Origin of the sequence: Prevotella sp., assembly GCF_051059605.1 — a bacterium.
Classification (GTDB): domain Bacteria; phylum Bacteroidota; class Bacteroidia; order Bacteroidales; family Bacteroidaceae; genus Prevotella.
Map to the genome: position 1 here is coordinate 494,422 of NZ_CP050883.1, position 15,731 is coordinate 510,152.

Here is a 15,731-nt window from a genome sequence, read left to right on the forward strand (position 1 = left end):
ATTGTGCTTTAGTTTTATTAATCAAGCTTTATATTGTTAATAGATAATTCTATTTTACTTAAGTTATGTTTGCCCACAAATTCGATCTTATCATTAATTTATTATTGCTGTCCGATAAAACTAAAAATATGATATAGATAGTTCCCGAAGCCCTTTAAAATAAGACTTCGGGATCATTATTTTGTAGAACAAGCCCCCCCTTAATCAAAAAAGTGATAGTTCTGGCGGACTCTCTGCCTTTTCTTTCATATATGTTTCCCAATCTTTTTCGGGGTAGTTGAATAAACTATAAAAATCAACATAATACATAAGTGTTATTCTGATCATAGTCGCTAATCCCGAAAAGCTCCAAGAACGAGTCAATCCCTTTTTCATGATCGTTAGAAGCAGATTGGCAATGAGAGTTACCCATATTTGTATCTTTATAGCGTTGGCACTTTCCCCATAGAAATATTTTAATGGAAAGTTTTGCTTTATCTGTTTGAAGAGCAACTCAATTTCCCAACGTTTCCTATACATGTCAATGATTTCAGTGGGCTCAGATTCCATGTCGTTGGAAAGCAATGGGATAAGTTTTTTCTTTTTTTCATCCACATAAGTTATAATCCGTGAATAATGAATGATATCTTTCTCTTTTAGATGCTTTGTAAAACAGACATGTTGTATTCTCACTTCCATAAGTCCATTAGGCCTTTGATACATAGTATCATTCAATACTCTGTATTTCAAGTTCTTTTTCATCTTCGTAACATAGATTACTCCTTTTTGCGTCATCTCTTCTAGTTTTTCGTAGTCAATGTAAGCCCGATCCATTGCCATGATATCGCCTTTATGCAATACCGCAGGTCTGAGCATAAATGAGTCATTGGTGGCTGCAGAGGTAAACTTTATATCAGAAGGAACTCCTTCATTTGCATGGATTACTGTGTGAACCTTAATACCGCCTTTCTTCTTGCCTGTTTTAGGATGACGTCCAACACCTTTAAAGAGTAGGTTCGAAAATAGAGAGATGGTTGTGGAGTCTATTATTTGCAGCTGTTTCATCCATTTAGGTTCCTTACCACTTCGGCTGTCCGATGAAAGACGAGTGTGATAAGTAGTATACAAATCACGGTATATAGCCTCAAATACTGCATCTGGACGCCTCTTGTTGGCATCTGACAATGTGCTGCGGGATGTCATCATGCTAATACCTAGGTGACAGAGTTTACGCGCTTCAGCTTGCAGTGAGGTACTTATCTCGCGAAGAGAATCAAAACGCATAATTACGGCATAGAGCATTACAACCAGATGAGTCCAGCTGTCGAAGCGCTTAATATAACGTTCTCCAGCATTTTCACGACTGATTTCAATAATTTTAGACTTATCAAGTAATTTTATTACCTGACTATAGAGCGGCTGTTCGATAAAATGTGTACTTTTGCCCATGTGTTAGATTTATTTTGTGGTAAAGACAAAGATAACACATTTTAGGCTGAACTCAGAAATGAATTCAGCCTTTTTTGTTATTACTCAAAAAGTTTTATCGGACAGCAATATTAATTTATAGGCTTAGAAGAAATGTTCGTTGAGCCTATAATATAGGTTTAACTTAACAAGTGGTACTTTTGCTATATATGTGCAATTTGAAATTCTACATATTTTTATCAAAATTCATCACACGATTCTCTCAAATATAGTTCTTTCCATCTGTCAAATGATGAGACCAATTGAATGATGATTATCAAAAATATTTTTTTATTTTTGATTTTTTCATGCCGTTTCCTACATGATTTTGTGAAACGTATTGTTATACAACATGTTAGCTAATGTATATAAGTCCGTTCTTATACATTTTAGGGAGTGATTAGGCCCTAATCACTCTGTTGTCCTACATGCTTTACCGAGTGATTAGGGCCTTATTACTCAAAGGCGCACCGAAAAAGGTGATTTTATATTTGCTGCACTTCATGCATTTTGACTATAATAGAAGTTGATCATAAACATTCATAGTTGTATTTACTGAATCACGATACATTGTTTTAAGCTGATATTAATTCTCATTATCGTTTTTGAAATTCCTTACGGAAAAGGTTGACATATCGAAATTTTTTATAAATCAGTTTGGTTTTCAAATTTCAATTATAAAGAGGAATGAGATTTCTATATTCACAATTCCATGAAAGGCATTATTGTGATTTGCTTTACTGATGAAAAGATAACCTAATGGTCCAACCTAAAAAGCAACTTTTGTGTTGCGATTGGGGCAAAATCCACCGTTTTAAGTACAAATACATGCTTATAATGTAGGAATCATGTAGGAAAGATGTAGGAAATGGTACTAATATACATGGGTTAATATGTTGATTAGCAATTGTTTAAGTCAGAAATGTATATAATGTAGGTTTGTTTTATGTTTTTTGGGGGATTCTTCGTTTATTTAGAGGAGGAGAGGCTCAGTAAATAGTTATTAATCTTAGTAGTTTTATCCCTGATCTATTAAACATAAATCTTTTAATAACCTCGACTTTATTGATGATTTAATTTGAGCATAGTATCCTCAAATTTATGAATTGAGCTCAGATTATCTTATGGTTGTAGTAATTCTGGTAATATCTCATTTGCTGAAATAGTAAATATATCTATAGTCTTTTATTGTTATTACTCAAAAAGTTTTATCGGACAGCAATCATAGCCTTTAAACTTTTTCTCTCTCTTGTATAACCATATTTGCCGGACAGACTTGCAAAACTTTTCTGCAGTTCATGCGTAAGTAGTTTTTCATCTCTATGGCAAAATATATAGTGAGCGGTGTCTTGTCTGGTTAATCAGTTATAACCCCTCTTAGGGGCATCTAAATTCATTAAGCATGGTTTTAAACGCTAAGTTCCCTTAATCTTATCTGTTTAAGAACTTGCATTCTCCTTTTTACATGAATTGGGGTACATGTCATTACTTATAGTTACATCATCAGGAATATTTTTCTCAGTAATGGAATGTGTGTATTATGCAAATTACATAATTATCTAAAAAACGCCAAAAGTGGGTGTGATCTGAGATTTAATGCCACTTTTACCTTGATAATGTCACTTAATGTCACTCGCTCAGCCCTTATAAATAAAGGGTTTGTGACATTATGACATTAGTGGCATTGAAAAAACTTTTTTTGGTGGTGGAGGAATATTGTTTATAAGTTTTGTTAAATGCCAAAACTTATAAACAGAAAAAGACTTGGCTATTTAGTCAAGTCCTAATTTCTTTCTTCTGTTAATATACCACTTCACAATGAAATATATAAATGCTATTGCAACGAGTGCCATAATTACAACTTTTATATACTCTCCATATTCCATGATCTTGTCTGTCAACTTATCTTCAGGCACAATAGCATGTAGATACCATCCAAGTCCAGCTAGAATACAATTCCACAAACCTGCACCAAGTGTTGTATAGAGTAGGAATTGCCAATATTTCATTTTTGATAGACCTGCTGGAATAGATATAAGATGTCTTATTCCAGGTATAAGTCTGCCAGTTATCGTAGCAACCATTCCATGTTGATAGAAGAATTTTTCGCTTTTTTCTACCTTGTGTTGATTAAGAAGACACATCTTGCCCCATTTACTGTTGGCAAAACGATATATAATAGGTCTTCCTAAATAGTATCCTGCTAAGTAGTTTATTGTTGCTCCACAGTCTGCTCCAATAGTAGCGAAGAGTATTACTAGGAATATGTTTAGATTACCTCCTGCGGCATGATATGCGGCTGGAGAGACTACAAATTCGGATGGAACAGGGATGACAGTACTTTCTAATAGCATAAGAAGAAAAATAGTACCATAATTTAGATTCCCCAATAGTGCAGATAGCCAATTCATTATTAATCTTTTTTTGTGTTAGTTAGATATTTGTAATAGTCTTTGGGATCCATATTTTCAGGGAAATAATCCTTTAATATGTTTTTAGCTTCATTAGGAGTCTTCTTTACTGCTTTTTTGACAGCATCTTTAAACTCATCATCATATCCCAAAGTTTTGCAGCAGGCAGCTAGGAACACATATATCTTGTCTGATTGTGCTTCATCGTGATTAAGCATGCAATGAAGAATCTTATATGCCATTTCTACGTATCCGTTATCCATAAGTGATGCAGAAATACGTATAAATGTTTCTGGATCATTATTAGATTCTTTTGAGGCTCTTTCAAATGTATCTCTGGCACTTGCTATATCACCATGAAGCAGATATAAATTACCCTTGTTGAGGATAGCTTCAACGCTTCCGCTATTGCGATAACAGTCATCTACTATCTTTATAGCTTCATCAAATTTATCTGCCAGTGCGAGTGCATTAGTCAACTCTTCGTATATTTCATTTTTAGCTGGATCGCTGTCAGGACATTTTTCAAGAGCCTTATTATAAGCATCTATTGCTTCGTCATAACGTTCAAGATTAGTGAGTGCCATACCTTGCAGCATGTTACCTGAATATTCATTGGGACATAGTTCCGTATATCTCTTTGAATATTTTAGAGACTCCTCAAAGTTTTCCAGTCCGAAAAGTCCATTACTTTTGTTCAGTATAGCGTCAGGGTCATTAGGATTTATAGCAATAGAAAATTCACTGCTAGACACACTGTCGCTAAAATTACTGTTAAGCAATTGTGTAGATGCTAGTTGATTCCAGTACTCAGAAGAGTAGGGGTCTTTGTCTAAAAGACTGTTGTATATATTTTCACTTTCTTTCAAATTACCCAATCCTAGTTCTATAAGTCCCTTAATCTGCCAATAGTCTGGGTCGTCAGGGTTATTGGACATGTCTATCCATTTTTTTGCTAACTCTAGTTCTTTGTAGTCAGTGAAAAGGGTGGCTACTTCTATGAAATAGCTTTCAATATCATCTTCGTCAATATCATCAGCCTTACGTTTAAGATACTTAGAAGCTAGTTCTGGATGTCCTTCAGCAATTTTTATTTCAGCTATGGCATAATAATATTCTATGTCGTGCTTATCTATTACAGCTTTAAGATATTCTTTTGCTTTTTCAATATTATCTTCAATCAATATAGCCATTCTTGCCCTGAATACCAATGGGTATATATCACCAGGAAACAGTTTTATCGCATACTCAATAGTATCTATTGCAGCAAGTGAATTATCATGAGTTTCATAGTAGTTGGCAATATTAGCAAGGACATCAATCTCAAGATAGATGTCCTCACCATTTTTGCGCGCTTCCTCATACTCTTTTAAAGTATTAAGGAACTCGTCTTGCTCTAAGTACTCTGATTTATCAAAATGCTTCATTAATAGCTTTTTACGTAATTTAAATTGCAGTTTTTTATTTATTCTGCTTTGCCCATGTGTCTTTTAATCCAACAGTCTTGTTGAAAACAAGATGCTCGGTTGTAGAGTCTGGGTCGGAAATGAAATAGCCCGTACGTTGGAATTGCAAGTATTCGCCATGTAGCAATGCTGCGGCATAGTTCTCAACATAGCAATTGTTGTAAATCTTAAGGCTATCAGGATTTAATAACTCTCTGAAATCACGTTCATCAGCAGACGGATTTTCAATATTGAAAAGGCGGTCGTATTCGCGAATTTCTGCTTTCTGGCAATGATCAATAGATACCCAGTGAAGTGTACCTTTTACCTTGCGATTTGCACCTTCCATACCGCTCTTGCTTTCTGGATCGTATTCTGCTTGTATCTCAACAATATTACCTTCAGCATCCTTTGTGCATCCAGTACATTTAATGATGTATGCATTTTTAAGGCGAACTTCTTTGCCTGGAGTCATTCTAAAGAACTTTTTCGGAGCGTCTTCCATGAAGTCGGCACGTTCAATCCAAAGATTCTTTGAGAAAATAATCTTATGGTTTCCTGCTGTTTCGTCTTCTGGATTATTTATAGCATCCATCTCTTCTGTTTGATTATCAGGATAGTTGGTAATGACAAGTTTTACAGGGTCAAGTACGGCACTTACACGGATAGCCTTCTTGTTTAGATCTTCGCGAACGCTTGCCTCTAACAATGCCATATCATTTAGTGCCTCGAACTTTGTATAACCGATAGAATTAATAAACATTCTAATGCTTTCAGGACTATAACCACGACGGCGCATACCACAAAGTGTAGGCATACGAGGATCATCCCAACCATTAACTAAGTTCTCGTCAACAAGAGTGTGCAACTTACGTTTACTCATTACTGTGTATGTAAGGTTCAAACGGTTGAATTCTATCTGTCGTGGGCGATTGTCATGCATGTCACCTTTGATTCCTGTTTCGTCATATTCCTTTAATAAGTCAACGAATTTATCGTATAGAGGACGGTGAGGAACGAATTCTAAGGTACAGATGGAATGTGTTACACCTTCGAAGTAATCACTTTGTCCATGTGCGAAGTCATACATCGGGTAGCAATGCCATTTTGTTCCTGTGCGGTGATGAGGAGTTTGTATAATTCTATACATTATTGGGTCACGGAAGTGCATGTTTGGATTTGCCATATCTAGCTTGGCGCGCAGTACCATGCTACCTTCTACAGCTTCAGGGGTATTCATCTTCTCAAAGAGTTGTAGATTTTCTTCTACAGAGCGGTCACGATAGGGACTAGGAGTACCAGAAGTAGTAGGAGTACCCTTTTGTAAAGCAATCTCCTCGCTAGTCTGTTGGTCTACGTAAGCATATCCCTTCTTGATCATCCAAATAGCAAAATCCCATAACTTCTCGAAGTAATCAGAAGCATAATAAATGTTTCCCCACTTGAATCCCAACCATTTGATATCGTTAAGGATGTTTTCTACATACTCATTCTTTTCCTTGCTTGGGTTGGTATCATCGAAGCGAAGGTTGCATACTCCATTATATGTTTCAGCAACTCCGAAGTCCATACATATAGCTTTTGCGTGTCCGATATGAAGATATCCGTTTGGCTCTGGCGGAAAACGAGTTTGTATTTTTCCTCCATTCTTGCCGTTGGCTAGGTCTTCTTCAACAAATTGTTCTACGAAGCTAATGCTTTTCTTCTCTTCGTTAATTTCTTCTTTATTTGCCATAATGTATATACTGTTATTTTTTGTATTGCAAAGATAACTACATCAAAGTTAGTAATCAACAAAGTTGTGTGATTTTTATTTATTAATGTAATTAATACTGCAAAGATAGTGCAAAAATCTGATTAATCGAAGCGAAAGGAGATAAAATTTACACTATGGCACGTGTAGACTGCTTTATGATTGGTATTTCTGCGTTATATAAAAGTTGTTTTGTTTGTATTATCCCGTTATTTTACTAATAAATATTACAAATCGAACAAATATTATGGTAAAAACATGTTTATAAACATAAAAAAACATTTGCATAGAAATGAAAAATCATTTATCTTTGCAAATGTTATCCTGAATACAATCTTTTTACCTTAAAAAAAGCTAATACCTATTGAGATTGATGCCGCACTCTGTGAAGAGGGCGGCATTTTTTTTATTTAATCCCACGTTCGTTAAGTGCTTTTGAATATTTAGCTGCATTCTTCATGTGCTCTTCGTAAGTTGTTGCGAAGTTATGGGTACCGCTAAAGTCTTCTTTTGCACACATATATAGATAACTATGATGTACTCTGTTTAGAACGGCGTCAATACCAGCTATTGATGGAATGCGTATAGGACCAGGAGGTAGACCTGGGTTCTTATATGTATTGTATGGACTCTTTATAAACAACAAATTGTTATATATGCGCTTGAGATCAAATTTCTTCCACGCAAACTTTATTGTAGGGTCGGCCTGAAGTGGCATTCCTTCTGGATATTTAGCGTCGCGAAACATCAGACGATTATAATACATTCCTGCAATCATTGGCTTTTCTGAATTGTTAGCCGTTTCTTCGTCAATGATACTAGCGAGTGTTATGACCTGATTAGCTGTAAGGTTCTCTTGCTTAGCTTTTTCGGTTCTTTCAAAGTTCCAGAATTTTTTACTTTCTTTTTGCATACGATCAAGGAATTTATCTATTGATATGTTCCAATAAATGTCGTATGTGTTTGGAATGAACATACAAGCTATAGTTGCTGTATCATATCCATACTTCTGACAAGTGGCTTCATCTGTTAATTTCTTGTACAGTTGTGTACTGTCAATCATAAGTTTCTTAGAGATTTCAGCTGATAGCTTGTCTAAAGTTCTAACGCTTGGAATTGTTAGACTAACAGGAGTCTGCAATCCGTTTTTCATGTGTCGGAAGATTTTTAAAGTTCCTTCACCAGGTTTGATAGCAAATCTACCTGTCTTGATTTTGTCTTTGTAACCAAACTGGTTTGAAAGTGCTTTGAAGGCACTCATCCCGTGACTAGAGGCGATTGGCTCAATCTTACTGTATACAGAATCGATGTTGTCATCGTTGTCAATGTATACATACTCAACGTCTTTCTTTACGGAAAAACCTGAAAAAAAGTAGTAGTAAATCACTCCTAAAACAACCAACATGAAAGCTGCGGCCGGAGCAAGATACTTTTTCTTAAAATCCTTTTTCATAATTATATGTTGAAATCGTGCGCAAAGATACATCAATTTTTTTTATCTTGTGCCCATCCATCACTTTTTTTTCTTAACTTTGCATAATCTCATGTTATTATGAATAGGTGTTATTTTTAAGGTATGAAATATAAGTCTTATATATTTGATTTAGATGGTACGTTGCTTGATTCCTTAACGGATATTGTAGCAAGTTGTAATTATGCACTTCGCATGAATAATATGCCTGAGCGAACAGTTGATGAAGTCAGGATGTTTGTTGGTAATGGTGTACGCAAATTGATGGAACGTGCTATTCCCGATGGAGATAATAATGAACTTTTTGAAAAGACATACGCTGATTTTCGGCAGCATTATCTTATTCACAGTCTTGATCATACTTCACCGTATAGTGGTATCATGAATATGTTAGGAGAACTGAAAAAAAATGGTTGCAATATTGCTGTAGTCAGCAATAAATTTTATACAGCAACTCAAGAACTAGTTAGTCATTTCTTTGGAGACTATGTAACGGTCGCAATTGGCGAATGCGAAAATATCAACAAGAAACCTTCACCAGATACTGTTTTTGAGGCATTAAGGCAGTTGAATGTTGATAAAAATAATGCGGTCTATATTGGTGATAGTGATGTTGATGTTATGACAGCAAAAAATTGTGGAATACCGTGTATTAGTGTGTTGTGGGGATTTAGAAGCAAACGGTTTCTCATCGAACACGGAGCTAATGTGTTCGTTGAGAAACCGTCTGAAATTCTTTTCTTATAAGAAGTAATCTTATATACTATGCTTTGCTACATATTTGAGGACATTCTCCTTGTAAGATTCTGATATTGGAATACTCAAGTCACCATATACGAGATGCATTCGCTCAATCATGTCTATTTTTGAAAGGTTTGCTATGTATGAACGATGTATTCTCATAAAATCGTCACCTGTAATAGCTTTTTCAAGTTCTCTCATATTCATGAGTGACATAATCGGTTGTTTACCGTTGTCAATATAGAATTTTACATAGTCCTTTACACCCTCAATAAATAAAATGTTTGACAGATTAACCTTTATAACTTTGTAATCACTTTTAATAAAGATAAAACTGTTATTCTTTAAATCAGGGACTTTCTCTATTTCAGAGAAATATGTCTTGGCTTTAACGGCTGCCTTCAATATATCTTCAAAGTTTGCCGGATTCATTAGGCAATCAACTGCGTTAACTTGATATCCTTCTATGGCGTGTGATTTATTGTCAACAAGGAATATCACTTTTAATGTTTCAGGAAGCATCTTCGCAAACTCCACGCCGCTCATTTCCGGTAACCGGATGTTGATGAAAGCTATGTCTATGTGCGAATTTCTGATGACTTTCATTGCCTCTATGGCATTTGTACAACTAGCCGTAAGACTAAGAAATGGTATATTTCTCAGATACTCGTTCATCTTTTCAGCTGTACTTGTGTCATTTTCAATTAAAATACAATTTAGCATCATACAAATTTGTTTGGGTTGTTATGTTATTTTCTCGTTATGTAATGTGTAATTTTATTTTATATCTCCATTCTTATAGAATTTCAACATGTCAATATTTAATATTGTTAGATATTTGCTTTGAAGTTCATTTTGCTGTGCTCTCAACAGGTTATCTTTTCCTGTCATCAACTCAATGATATTTTTTAAACCTAGATTGAATTGTTCGCTTAACAGTTCGTAGCTTTCTTTTGAACTCTGCGTAGTAACCTTGGCACTTTTAAACAAACTTTGATTATTATTAGCCTGTAACCAATAGTTTTCTATGGTCGAGTATAGGCTTGTTTGTTTATCTTTTAAGTCAAGCATATAGTTCTCTCGTTGTATTCTGGCTTTGTTAACAGCGGTCTTGGTTTGTCTGTTGTCATATAATGGCACGCTGACAGTGAATCCACCTCCAAATGTAAAGTTGTTCTTGATTTGTTTATCCCAAGCATTACTATTCATAGATGTGGTATTCGTGTTAAAACCTGCATTCATAGTTACTGTAGGTAGCTTTTGGGCTTTGGCAATTTTCATGCTAATATCGCTGCCTTGTATTCCAAGTTGAGCACCTTTTATCTCTGGTCGGTTTAACGCCAGATTGTATACGTCATTTATAGTAGGGATATTTTCTAACGCCATCTCATCTGTAGTCTCTGGCATTGTGATGTCAAAGTCTTCTTCACTAGTAATCTGTAATAGTTGTTTTAATTGTCGTTTATAATTTTTCAGATTGCTTTCAGACTCAATTATGGCATATTCATCCTTTGCTCTTTGTGCTGTTAGCTGAGCAAGATCAGCTTTACTCATTTTACCAACCTTGATCATCATAAATCCTCTTTCCTCGTTTTTCTTACTTGTTGCAAGGGTTTCTTTGTTTACATTTACAGCTTCATTGGAATATAATATCTGAACATATAATTGCGCTATTTGTTCCATAAGAGTATTCGCTGTAACTGCAGAATCCAATTCCGATTGCTGCTCGGCAACTTTGTTCAATTTTATCTGATTGCGGTTTCTGTTGCCATTCCACACTGTCCAATTCGCGTTTACACCATAGCTTCCGTTGTAATACGTTTTGTCAACGCTAGTCTGTACTTTGTCTCCAGCAACTACAAAACTTCCAGTTTGAGGCCATGGGTTGTATGTGAGGTTTTGTGATGTACTGAGTGATAAAGACGGTAACAGTTCTGCCTGACTCAGCTTTATATCTTCACGGGCACTTAGTTTTGTTAGACTCTTTTTCTGTATTGTTATATTGTTTGTTATTGCATATTCAATACAATCCTTTAATGTCCAACTTCTAGCAGAAGTGCACATTGGTAAAAGAACAAATCCAGTGCATAGTAGGACCTTTATTATGATTTTATTCACTTTGTTTTTAATTGTGTTATTATTCATGCAAATCTATTGTTTTAGATGTAAAAAGATGATAAAAAGTTTATTGGTAGGCGTAATAATTAACAAAACTTTTAAAATGTTGGCAATAAAAAAGATTGCAGTTATTAAATAGACTGCAATCTCGCTATATATTTACCTAGTATATCGAATTCTATATTTACACAGCTTTCTAACCTGACATCGCAAAAGTTTGTATTTGCCCTTGTATAAGGTATTATTGCTACAGTAAATGTGTCTTCGGTAGGTTCGCAGACTGTTAATGATACTCCGTTAACAGTTACAGAACCTTTGTCTACAGTGAAATAGCCTTTCTTTGCCATTTCTTTGTCTTGTTTATATTCAAAAGTGAAATATGTACTTCCGTCAGCATCTTTGATATTAATGCATTTTGCAGTTTCGTCAACATGTCCTTGTACAAGGTGTCCGTCAAGTCTGCCGTTCATAATCATAGAGCGTTCTACGTTCACATAATCACCAATTTTCAGTAAACCTAAATTTGACCTATCAAGAGTCTCTTTCATTGCTGTCACTGTATATGTTTCGCCTTCAATGTTTACAACAGTGAGGCATACGCCATTATGAGAAATGCTTTGGTCTATTTTTAACTCATTGGTGAATGAGCATTTCATTGTTAGGTCAATATTTCCTTTGTCTCTCTTAATAGCTACTACTGTAGCCATTTCTTCTACAATTCCACTAAACATAAAAATAAGATATTGATTTAATAAAAAGAAGAAAAGGGGGTTGCTCGATGATGTGATGAAACTCCGAGCATTTCAAGATTTGAGAGCTCCCAGTATTTGTAATCCGCTGGTCAAAAGACTTACCTTCAATGAAGTTTATGCGGCCCGCCATTGACATGAGAAACTTTCTCGGTTTTCGATATTATTTGATGAGTATCCCGATCAAACCGACACAACCCCGAATATCTTTCTCCTTTATACTGCAAAGATAATTTCTTTTATTGTATCTTCCAAATATTTTGCCTAAAATCTTTTTATTTTAATGAACCCAATTCTGTGGCTTATACCTTCTTTGTTAATGATTCTTATCTGATACATTCCATCTTTTAGACTTCTCACGTCAACGACATTTGATTTAGTTTGTAATGTTTTTATTGTGTTACCGTTTAATCCGGCAGCAATAATAATTCCGTCACATTCTTTATACCATGTCGGCAATATTGCTTTCTCTCCGTCATTAGCGATCAGACTTGAAGTATTGCATGCCTTTGATACACTTTGTACGGCTTCGCTTTCATTGCCATATCTATCCATTGCGGCAACAGCATAGTATCGGTCGTCATTGGCAGGAATAATGATTGTGTTCGTTTCTTGTCTTGTTAGCATTAGATTTTCAGGCTTGCTTGTATCCACAGGCCATATCTTACTGCTATATATATTGTACGTTATGTCTTTTTCCTTATTCCAAAGTAACACTCCGTCGCTTTTAGTTAAGCCAGTTGGTGCCTTTGGTGCAATGCTGTCTATCCATGTCATAGCAGGCACTAGGGCAGGTGATGTGTCAAATTCGTTTGTAGCGAAATCATATATTCCCTTTGTGTCATCAGTAAAGAACTTACTCCTGAAATAAGCATGCCCCATACCATATTTGCGTGTTATTTCCATTTCGCGCGTTATATCATCAAGACTCCAATCTTTTTCGCTTGGTGACATGAAGTATATTCCAAGTCCTGGACATATAATTTTATTATCAGATAGTTCTTTCCAGTCAATTGCAAAGGGATAGAAATTGTTTTCTTTGAAATACATCATCGGGAACAATTCGTCCATGAGTCCGTTTTTCAGCCATCCTTGCGCATCCTGCAATACCGTTGAGTAGGCATTCCAGCCATGACTCCAGTATCTAGTGAGGTCATCAGCCTTTCCAATAGGTGAACAACTCATTTTCACCCAAGGTTTAATACTTTTTACTTCATTACTGATAGCCTCAACGATTCTAGTGATGTATTGTCTTCCTTGATTTCCGCTGACCTTAATTTTCCATGTTTCAGGGTATCGTATGTAGTCAAGATTGATACCATCTATATCATATTTCTCAGTAATCTCTTTGCATAATGTTGCAAGGTAATTGGCTGTTTGTGGCATTTCAGGATTCATGTATCCCTCATCAGCAATATTGCGTATTAATCCTGGAAATTTTAGGCGTAGTCTTTTACATCCTAAAGAGTTCCATTTACCTACAGGAATTGTCACCACCCAAGCATGTAGTTCCATGCCTCTTTTATGGCATTCATTAATGGCAAATTCAAGTGCGTCATAACCAGGACTCTTTCCTGGAAAGCCACTAAGGCAACCATCCCAAGGTTCGTATTGTGAAGGATAAATCATCGTACCTCTAACACGTGTTTGTAAGAGTACTGTATTAATTCCTGCTTTTTGGAGCTTGTCAAGTATATTTGTCAGTTCTTGTTTCTGTTTTTCCATCGATTGGCTATGCTGGGAGTAGCTGTGCGGCCAGTCAAGTCCACCAATAGTTGTAAGCCAAACAGCCCTTACTTCTCTTTTTGGTTGTGCAAAAGAGAGTAGGGTGGTTGATAAGAATGTCAAAAGTATAATGAAAGTTCTCCGATTCATGTTTTATCGTTTCTGTGTATAAGATAAAGCTGCACCAATAGCGGTACAGAATTCACTGTATTTTGGTATTCTGAAGTGTACACCGTAGAGCTTTTCCATTGATGGGTATACTTCTCTGCACTGTGGAAGTAGTGTTAGGTTTCCTATAATCACGAAATCCTTAATTCCGCTTCCTTGGCTGCTTAATATACTGCTAGAACCCACGGCTTGCAATACCATATATATTAATCCTATTGCTATATCCTCACGGCTTGCGTTTGCTTTAGCGTTACTAAACAAACTAGCAGTCGCTGTCATTGGTAATCCTGGTAATGGTTTTGCGCTTATGTCACCTATGAGAAGATTTATTTTAGATATATCGCCTTCCATTGCTAATGTTGCAACTTGCATTATATCATCTGTTTGAAGCATTATGCGACTCAGTCCTTGTAATGTTCCACCACCGATACCGATACCACCGATATGTCGAATGTCATCACCGTCACATTTTACTAGACTTGTTCCTGTTCCCATACTGACAACAATCATTCTGTCTAGTTTGCTTTCATATCTTGCTCCAAGACCGTCAGCAATGAACTCTTCAGCTTTGCCAGTAGATAAACCGTATATATTTTCATCAATACATGCAGCACCTACACCAGTAAGCATGACTTTCTCCACGTCCTCCAACTTTATATTGTTGTCGTGTAGATATTTGCCAAATGCTCCGTACAATGAAGTTATCGGGTCAGTTGCCTTAATGCGGAAAGGATTTATTACCACTCCGTCCTCATTTATGCCGACAATCTTTGTAGTACTTATGCCTACGTCAATTCCAATTACAATACTCATAATTTTAATTGATTTACTTTATTTTGTATTACAGCTCTTCTCGTTTGGAGTAGAACACTTGTTAGTATCAGTATTATACCAATATAAAATGAAAGGTTTACATCTTTTGCCTCACCGAAGAACACAAATGCCATAAGCACGGTATAGCAAGGTTCAAGATTGTATGTAAGGTTTACTGTGAATGCACTTAATGAGCGTAGTGCCTGAATTTGCAGTAAATATAGTCCTACTGTGCAGAATAAAGCATGGCACATCATCCACCATAAGTTGCTTCCACTTGGTATTACCAGTATGTCTTGATGAATATTGAAAACACTTGTATAAATAGGTATAAAAGCTGTTACAACTATCAATCCGGCTGCCATCTGATAAAATAGTACTGTTCTACTTTTAATTCCTTGGCTGTATTTCTTATTGAATATAGAGTACACAGAACTTACTGCTGCACTTCCAACCCCAATTAATATTCCGTATCTGTATCTTGAATCAAAAGAGAATACACACACTAGTCCTAATACCGTGATAAATGAAAATGCGATCTCTATCCAAGAAAATTTTCTTTTGAGTATTACTGGTTCAAATATGGCTGTGAATACTCCTACTAGCGAATAGCATATAACACCAATTGAAACATTTGATGCCTTTATACTTCCATAAAACAGCATCCAATGGAGTCCCAGAAGAGCTCCGCACATAGCTAGTTGTGCCAATTTCTTTAGACTTATCTTTGGCAGACCCGTAAACACGATTAGTATTAGTGATGTAAAAAACATACGATACCAAACAATGTCTACTTCATTAAGTGTTATTAATTTGCCAAATAGACCTGTAAATCCGGCAAGCATTACACTTAGATGCAGTTGTATAAAGGCTTTATTAGTCTTTTCCATT

Annotated in this window: 12 protein-coding genes; 1 reads left to right on the top strand and 11 read right to left on the bottom strand. The window is 35.7% G+C overall.

Translation table 11 applies throughout. The annotated features are described in order from the left end of the window. Positions 1–204: 204 nt before the first annotated feature. The 5 genes from HEQ28_RS01945 to mltG form a co-directional block, all read right to left on the bottom strand. Positions 205–1,428 carry an IS4 family transposase gene (locus HEQ28_RS01945; RefSeq protein ID WP_434503509.1) on the bottom strand — a complete coding sequence of 408 codons (1,224 nt, stop codon included), beginning with the start codon at positions 1,426–1,428 and terminating at the stop codon, positions 205–207. Positions 1,429–3,218: 1,790 nt separating this feature from the next. Continuing rightward, positions 3,219–3,857, bottom strand: a complete 639-nt coding sequence (locus tag HEQ28_RS01950; protein WP_434503510.1) for a DedA family protein — start codon at positions 3,855–3,857, stop codon at positions 3,219–3,221. 2 nt (positions 3,858–3,859) lie between these two features. After that, positions 3,860–5,284, bottom strand: coding sequence for a tetratricopeptide repeat protein (locus HEQ28_RS01955; protein WP_434503511.1), 1,425 nt, complete (start codon positions 5,282–5,284; stop codon positions 3,860–3,862). A 34-nt stretch (positions 5,285–5,318) separates the two neighbouring features. Continuing rightward, complete coding sequence (locus HEQ28_RS01960) at positions 5,319–7,037, bottom strand: glutamine--tRNA ligase/YqeY domain fusion protein (protein WP_434503512.1); 1,719 nt, start codon at positions 7,035–7,037, stop codon at positions 5,319–5,321. 424 nt (positions 7,038–7,461) lie between these two features. Then, entirely contained in the window at positions 7,462–8,508 is a 1,047-nt protein-coding gene (gene mltG / locus HEQ28_RS01965; RefSeq protein ID WP_434503513.1) for an endolytic transglycosylase MltG, read from the bottom strand. 123 nt (positions 8,509–8,631) lie between these two features. Here mltG and HEQ28_RS01970 point away from each other — a divergent pair, with 123 nt between their 5' ends. Next, positions 8,632–9,273 carry an HAD family hydrolase gene (locus HEQ28_RS01970; protein ID WP_434503514.1) on the top strand — a complete coding sequence of 214 codons (642 nt, stop codon included), beginning with the start codon at positions 8,632–8,634 and terminating at the stop codon, positions 9,271–9,273. A 9-nt stretch (positions 9,274–9,282) separates the two neighbouring features. On the opposite strand, the gene HEQ28_RS01975 is transcribed toward HEQ28_RS01970, so the two are convergent. The 6 genes from HEQ28_RS01975 to HEQ28_RS02000 form a co-directional block, all read right to left on the bottom strand. Then, complete coding sequence (locus tag HEQ28_RS01975; protein ID WP_434503515.1) at positions 9,283–9,993, bottom strand: LytR/AlgR family response regulator transcription factor; 711 nt, start codon at positions 9,991–9,993, stop codon at positions 9,283–9,285. A 51-nt stretch (positions 9,994–10,044) separates the two neighbouring features. Further along, positions 10,045–11,412 carry a TolC family protein gene (locus HEQ28_RS01980; RefSeq protein WP_434503516.1) on the bottom strand — a complete coding sequence of 456 codons (1,368 nt, stop codon included), beginning with the start codon at positions 11,410–11,412 and terminating at the stop codon, positions 10,045–10,047. Positions 11,413–11,516: 104 nt separating this feature from the next. Beyond that, entirely contained in the window at positions 11,517–12,116 is a 600-nt protein-coding gene (locus HEQ28_RS01985) for a riboflavin synthase (RefSeq protein WP_434503517.1), read from the bottom strand. A 282-nt stretch (positions 12,117–12,398) separates the two neighbouring features. Continuing rightward, positions 12,399–14,009 carry a glycoside hydrolase family 10 protein gene (locus HEQ28_RS01990; RefSeq protein WP_434503518.1) on the bottom strand — a complete coding sequence of 537 codons (1,611 nt, stop codon included), beginning with the start codon at positions 14,007–14,009 and terminating at the stop codon, positions 12,399–12,401. Between the two features lie 3 nt (positions 14,010–14,012). Beyond that, positions 14,013–14,840, bottom strand: a complete 828-nt coding sequence (coaW, locus tag HEQ28_RS01995; RefSeq protein ID WP_434503519.1) for a type II pantothenate kinase — start codon at positions 14,838–14,840, stop codon at positions 14,013–14,015. After that, a complete protein-coding gene (locus HEQ28_RS02000) occupies positions 14,837–15,730 on the bottom strand; it encodes a DMT family transporter (protein ID WP_434503520.1) in 894 nt (297 codons plus the stop codon). The genes coaW and HEQ28_RS02000 overlap by 4 nt, the downstream gene beginning before the upstream one ends. Position 15,731 lies beyond the last annotated feature (1 nt).

What these genes read in the sequence shown, in the direction of transcription:
- HEQ28_RS01960 (WP_434503512.1), bottom strand. Translation starts at nt 7,037, where the DNA reads ATGGCAAATAAAGAAGAAATTAACGAAGAGAAGAAAAGCATTAGCTTC.
- HEQ28_RS01975 (WP_434503515.1), bottom strand. Translation starts at nt 9,993, where the DNA reads ATGATGCTAAATTGTATTTTAATTGAAAATGACACAAGTACAGCTGAA.
- HEQ28_RS01950 (WP_434503510.1), bottom strand. Translation starts at nt 3,857, where the DNA reads ATGAATTGGCTATCTGCACTATTGGGGAATCTAAATTATGGTACTATT.
- HEQ28_RS02000 (WP_434503520.1), bottom strand. Translation starts at nt 15,730, where the DNA reads ATGGAAAAGACTAATAAAGCCTTTATACAACTGCATCTAAGTGTAATG.
- HEQ28_RS01985 (WP_434503517.1), bottom strand. Translation starts at nt 12,116, where the DNA reads ATGTTTAGTGGAATTGTAGAAGAAATGGCTACAGTAGTAGCTATTAAG.
- HEQ28_RS01945 (WP_434503509.1), bottom strand. Translation starts at nt 1,428, where the DNA reads ATGGGCAAAAGTACACATTTTATCGAACAGCCGCTCTATAGTCAGGTA.
- coaW (WP_434503519.1), bottom strand. Translation starts at nt 14,840, where the DNA reads ATGAGTATTGTAATTGGAATTGACGTAGGCATAAGTACTACAAAGATT.
- HEQ28_RS01990 (WP_434503518.1), bottom strand. Translation starts at nt 14,009, where the DNA reads ATGAATCGGAGAACTTTCATTATACTTTTGACATTCTTATCAACCACC.
- HEQ28_RS01970 (WP_434503514.1), top strand. Translation starts at nt 8,632, where the DNA reads ATGAAATATAAGTCTTATATATTTGATTTAGATGGTACGTTGCTTGAT.
- HEQ28_RS01955 (WP_434503511.1), bottom strand. Translation starts at nt 5,284, where the DNA reads ATGAAGCATTTTGATAAATCAGAGTACTTAGAGCAAGACGAGTTCCTT.
- mltG (WP_434503513.1), bottom strand. Translation starts at nt 8,508, where the DNA reads ATGAAAAAGGATTTTAAGAAAAAGTATCTTGCTCCGGCCGCAGCTTTC.
- HEQ28_RS01980 (WP_434503516.1), bottom strand. Translation starts at nt 11,412, where the DNA reads ATGAATAATAACACAATTAAAAACAAAGTGAATAAAATCATAATAAAG.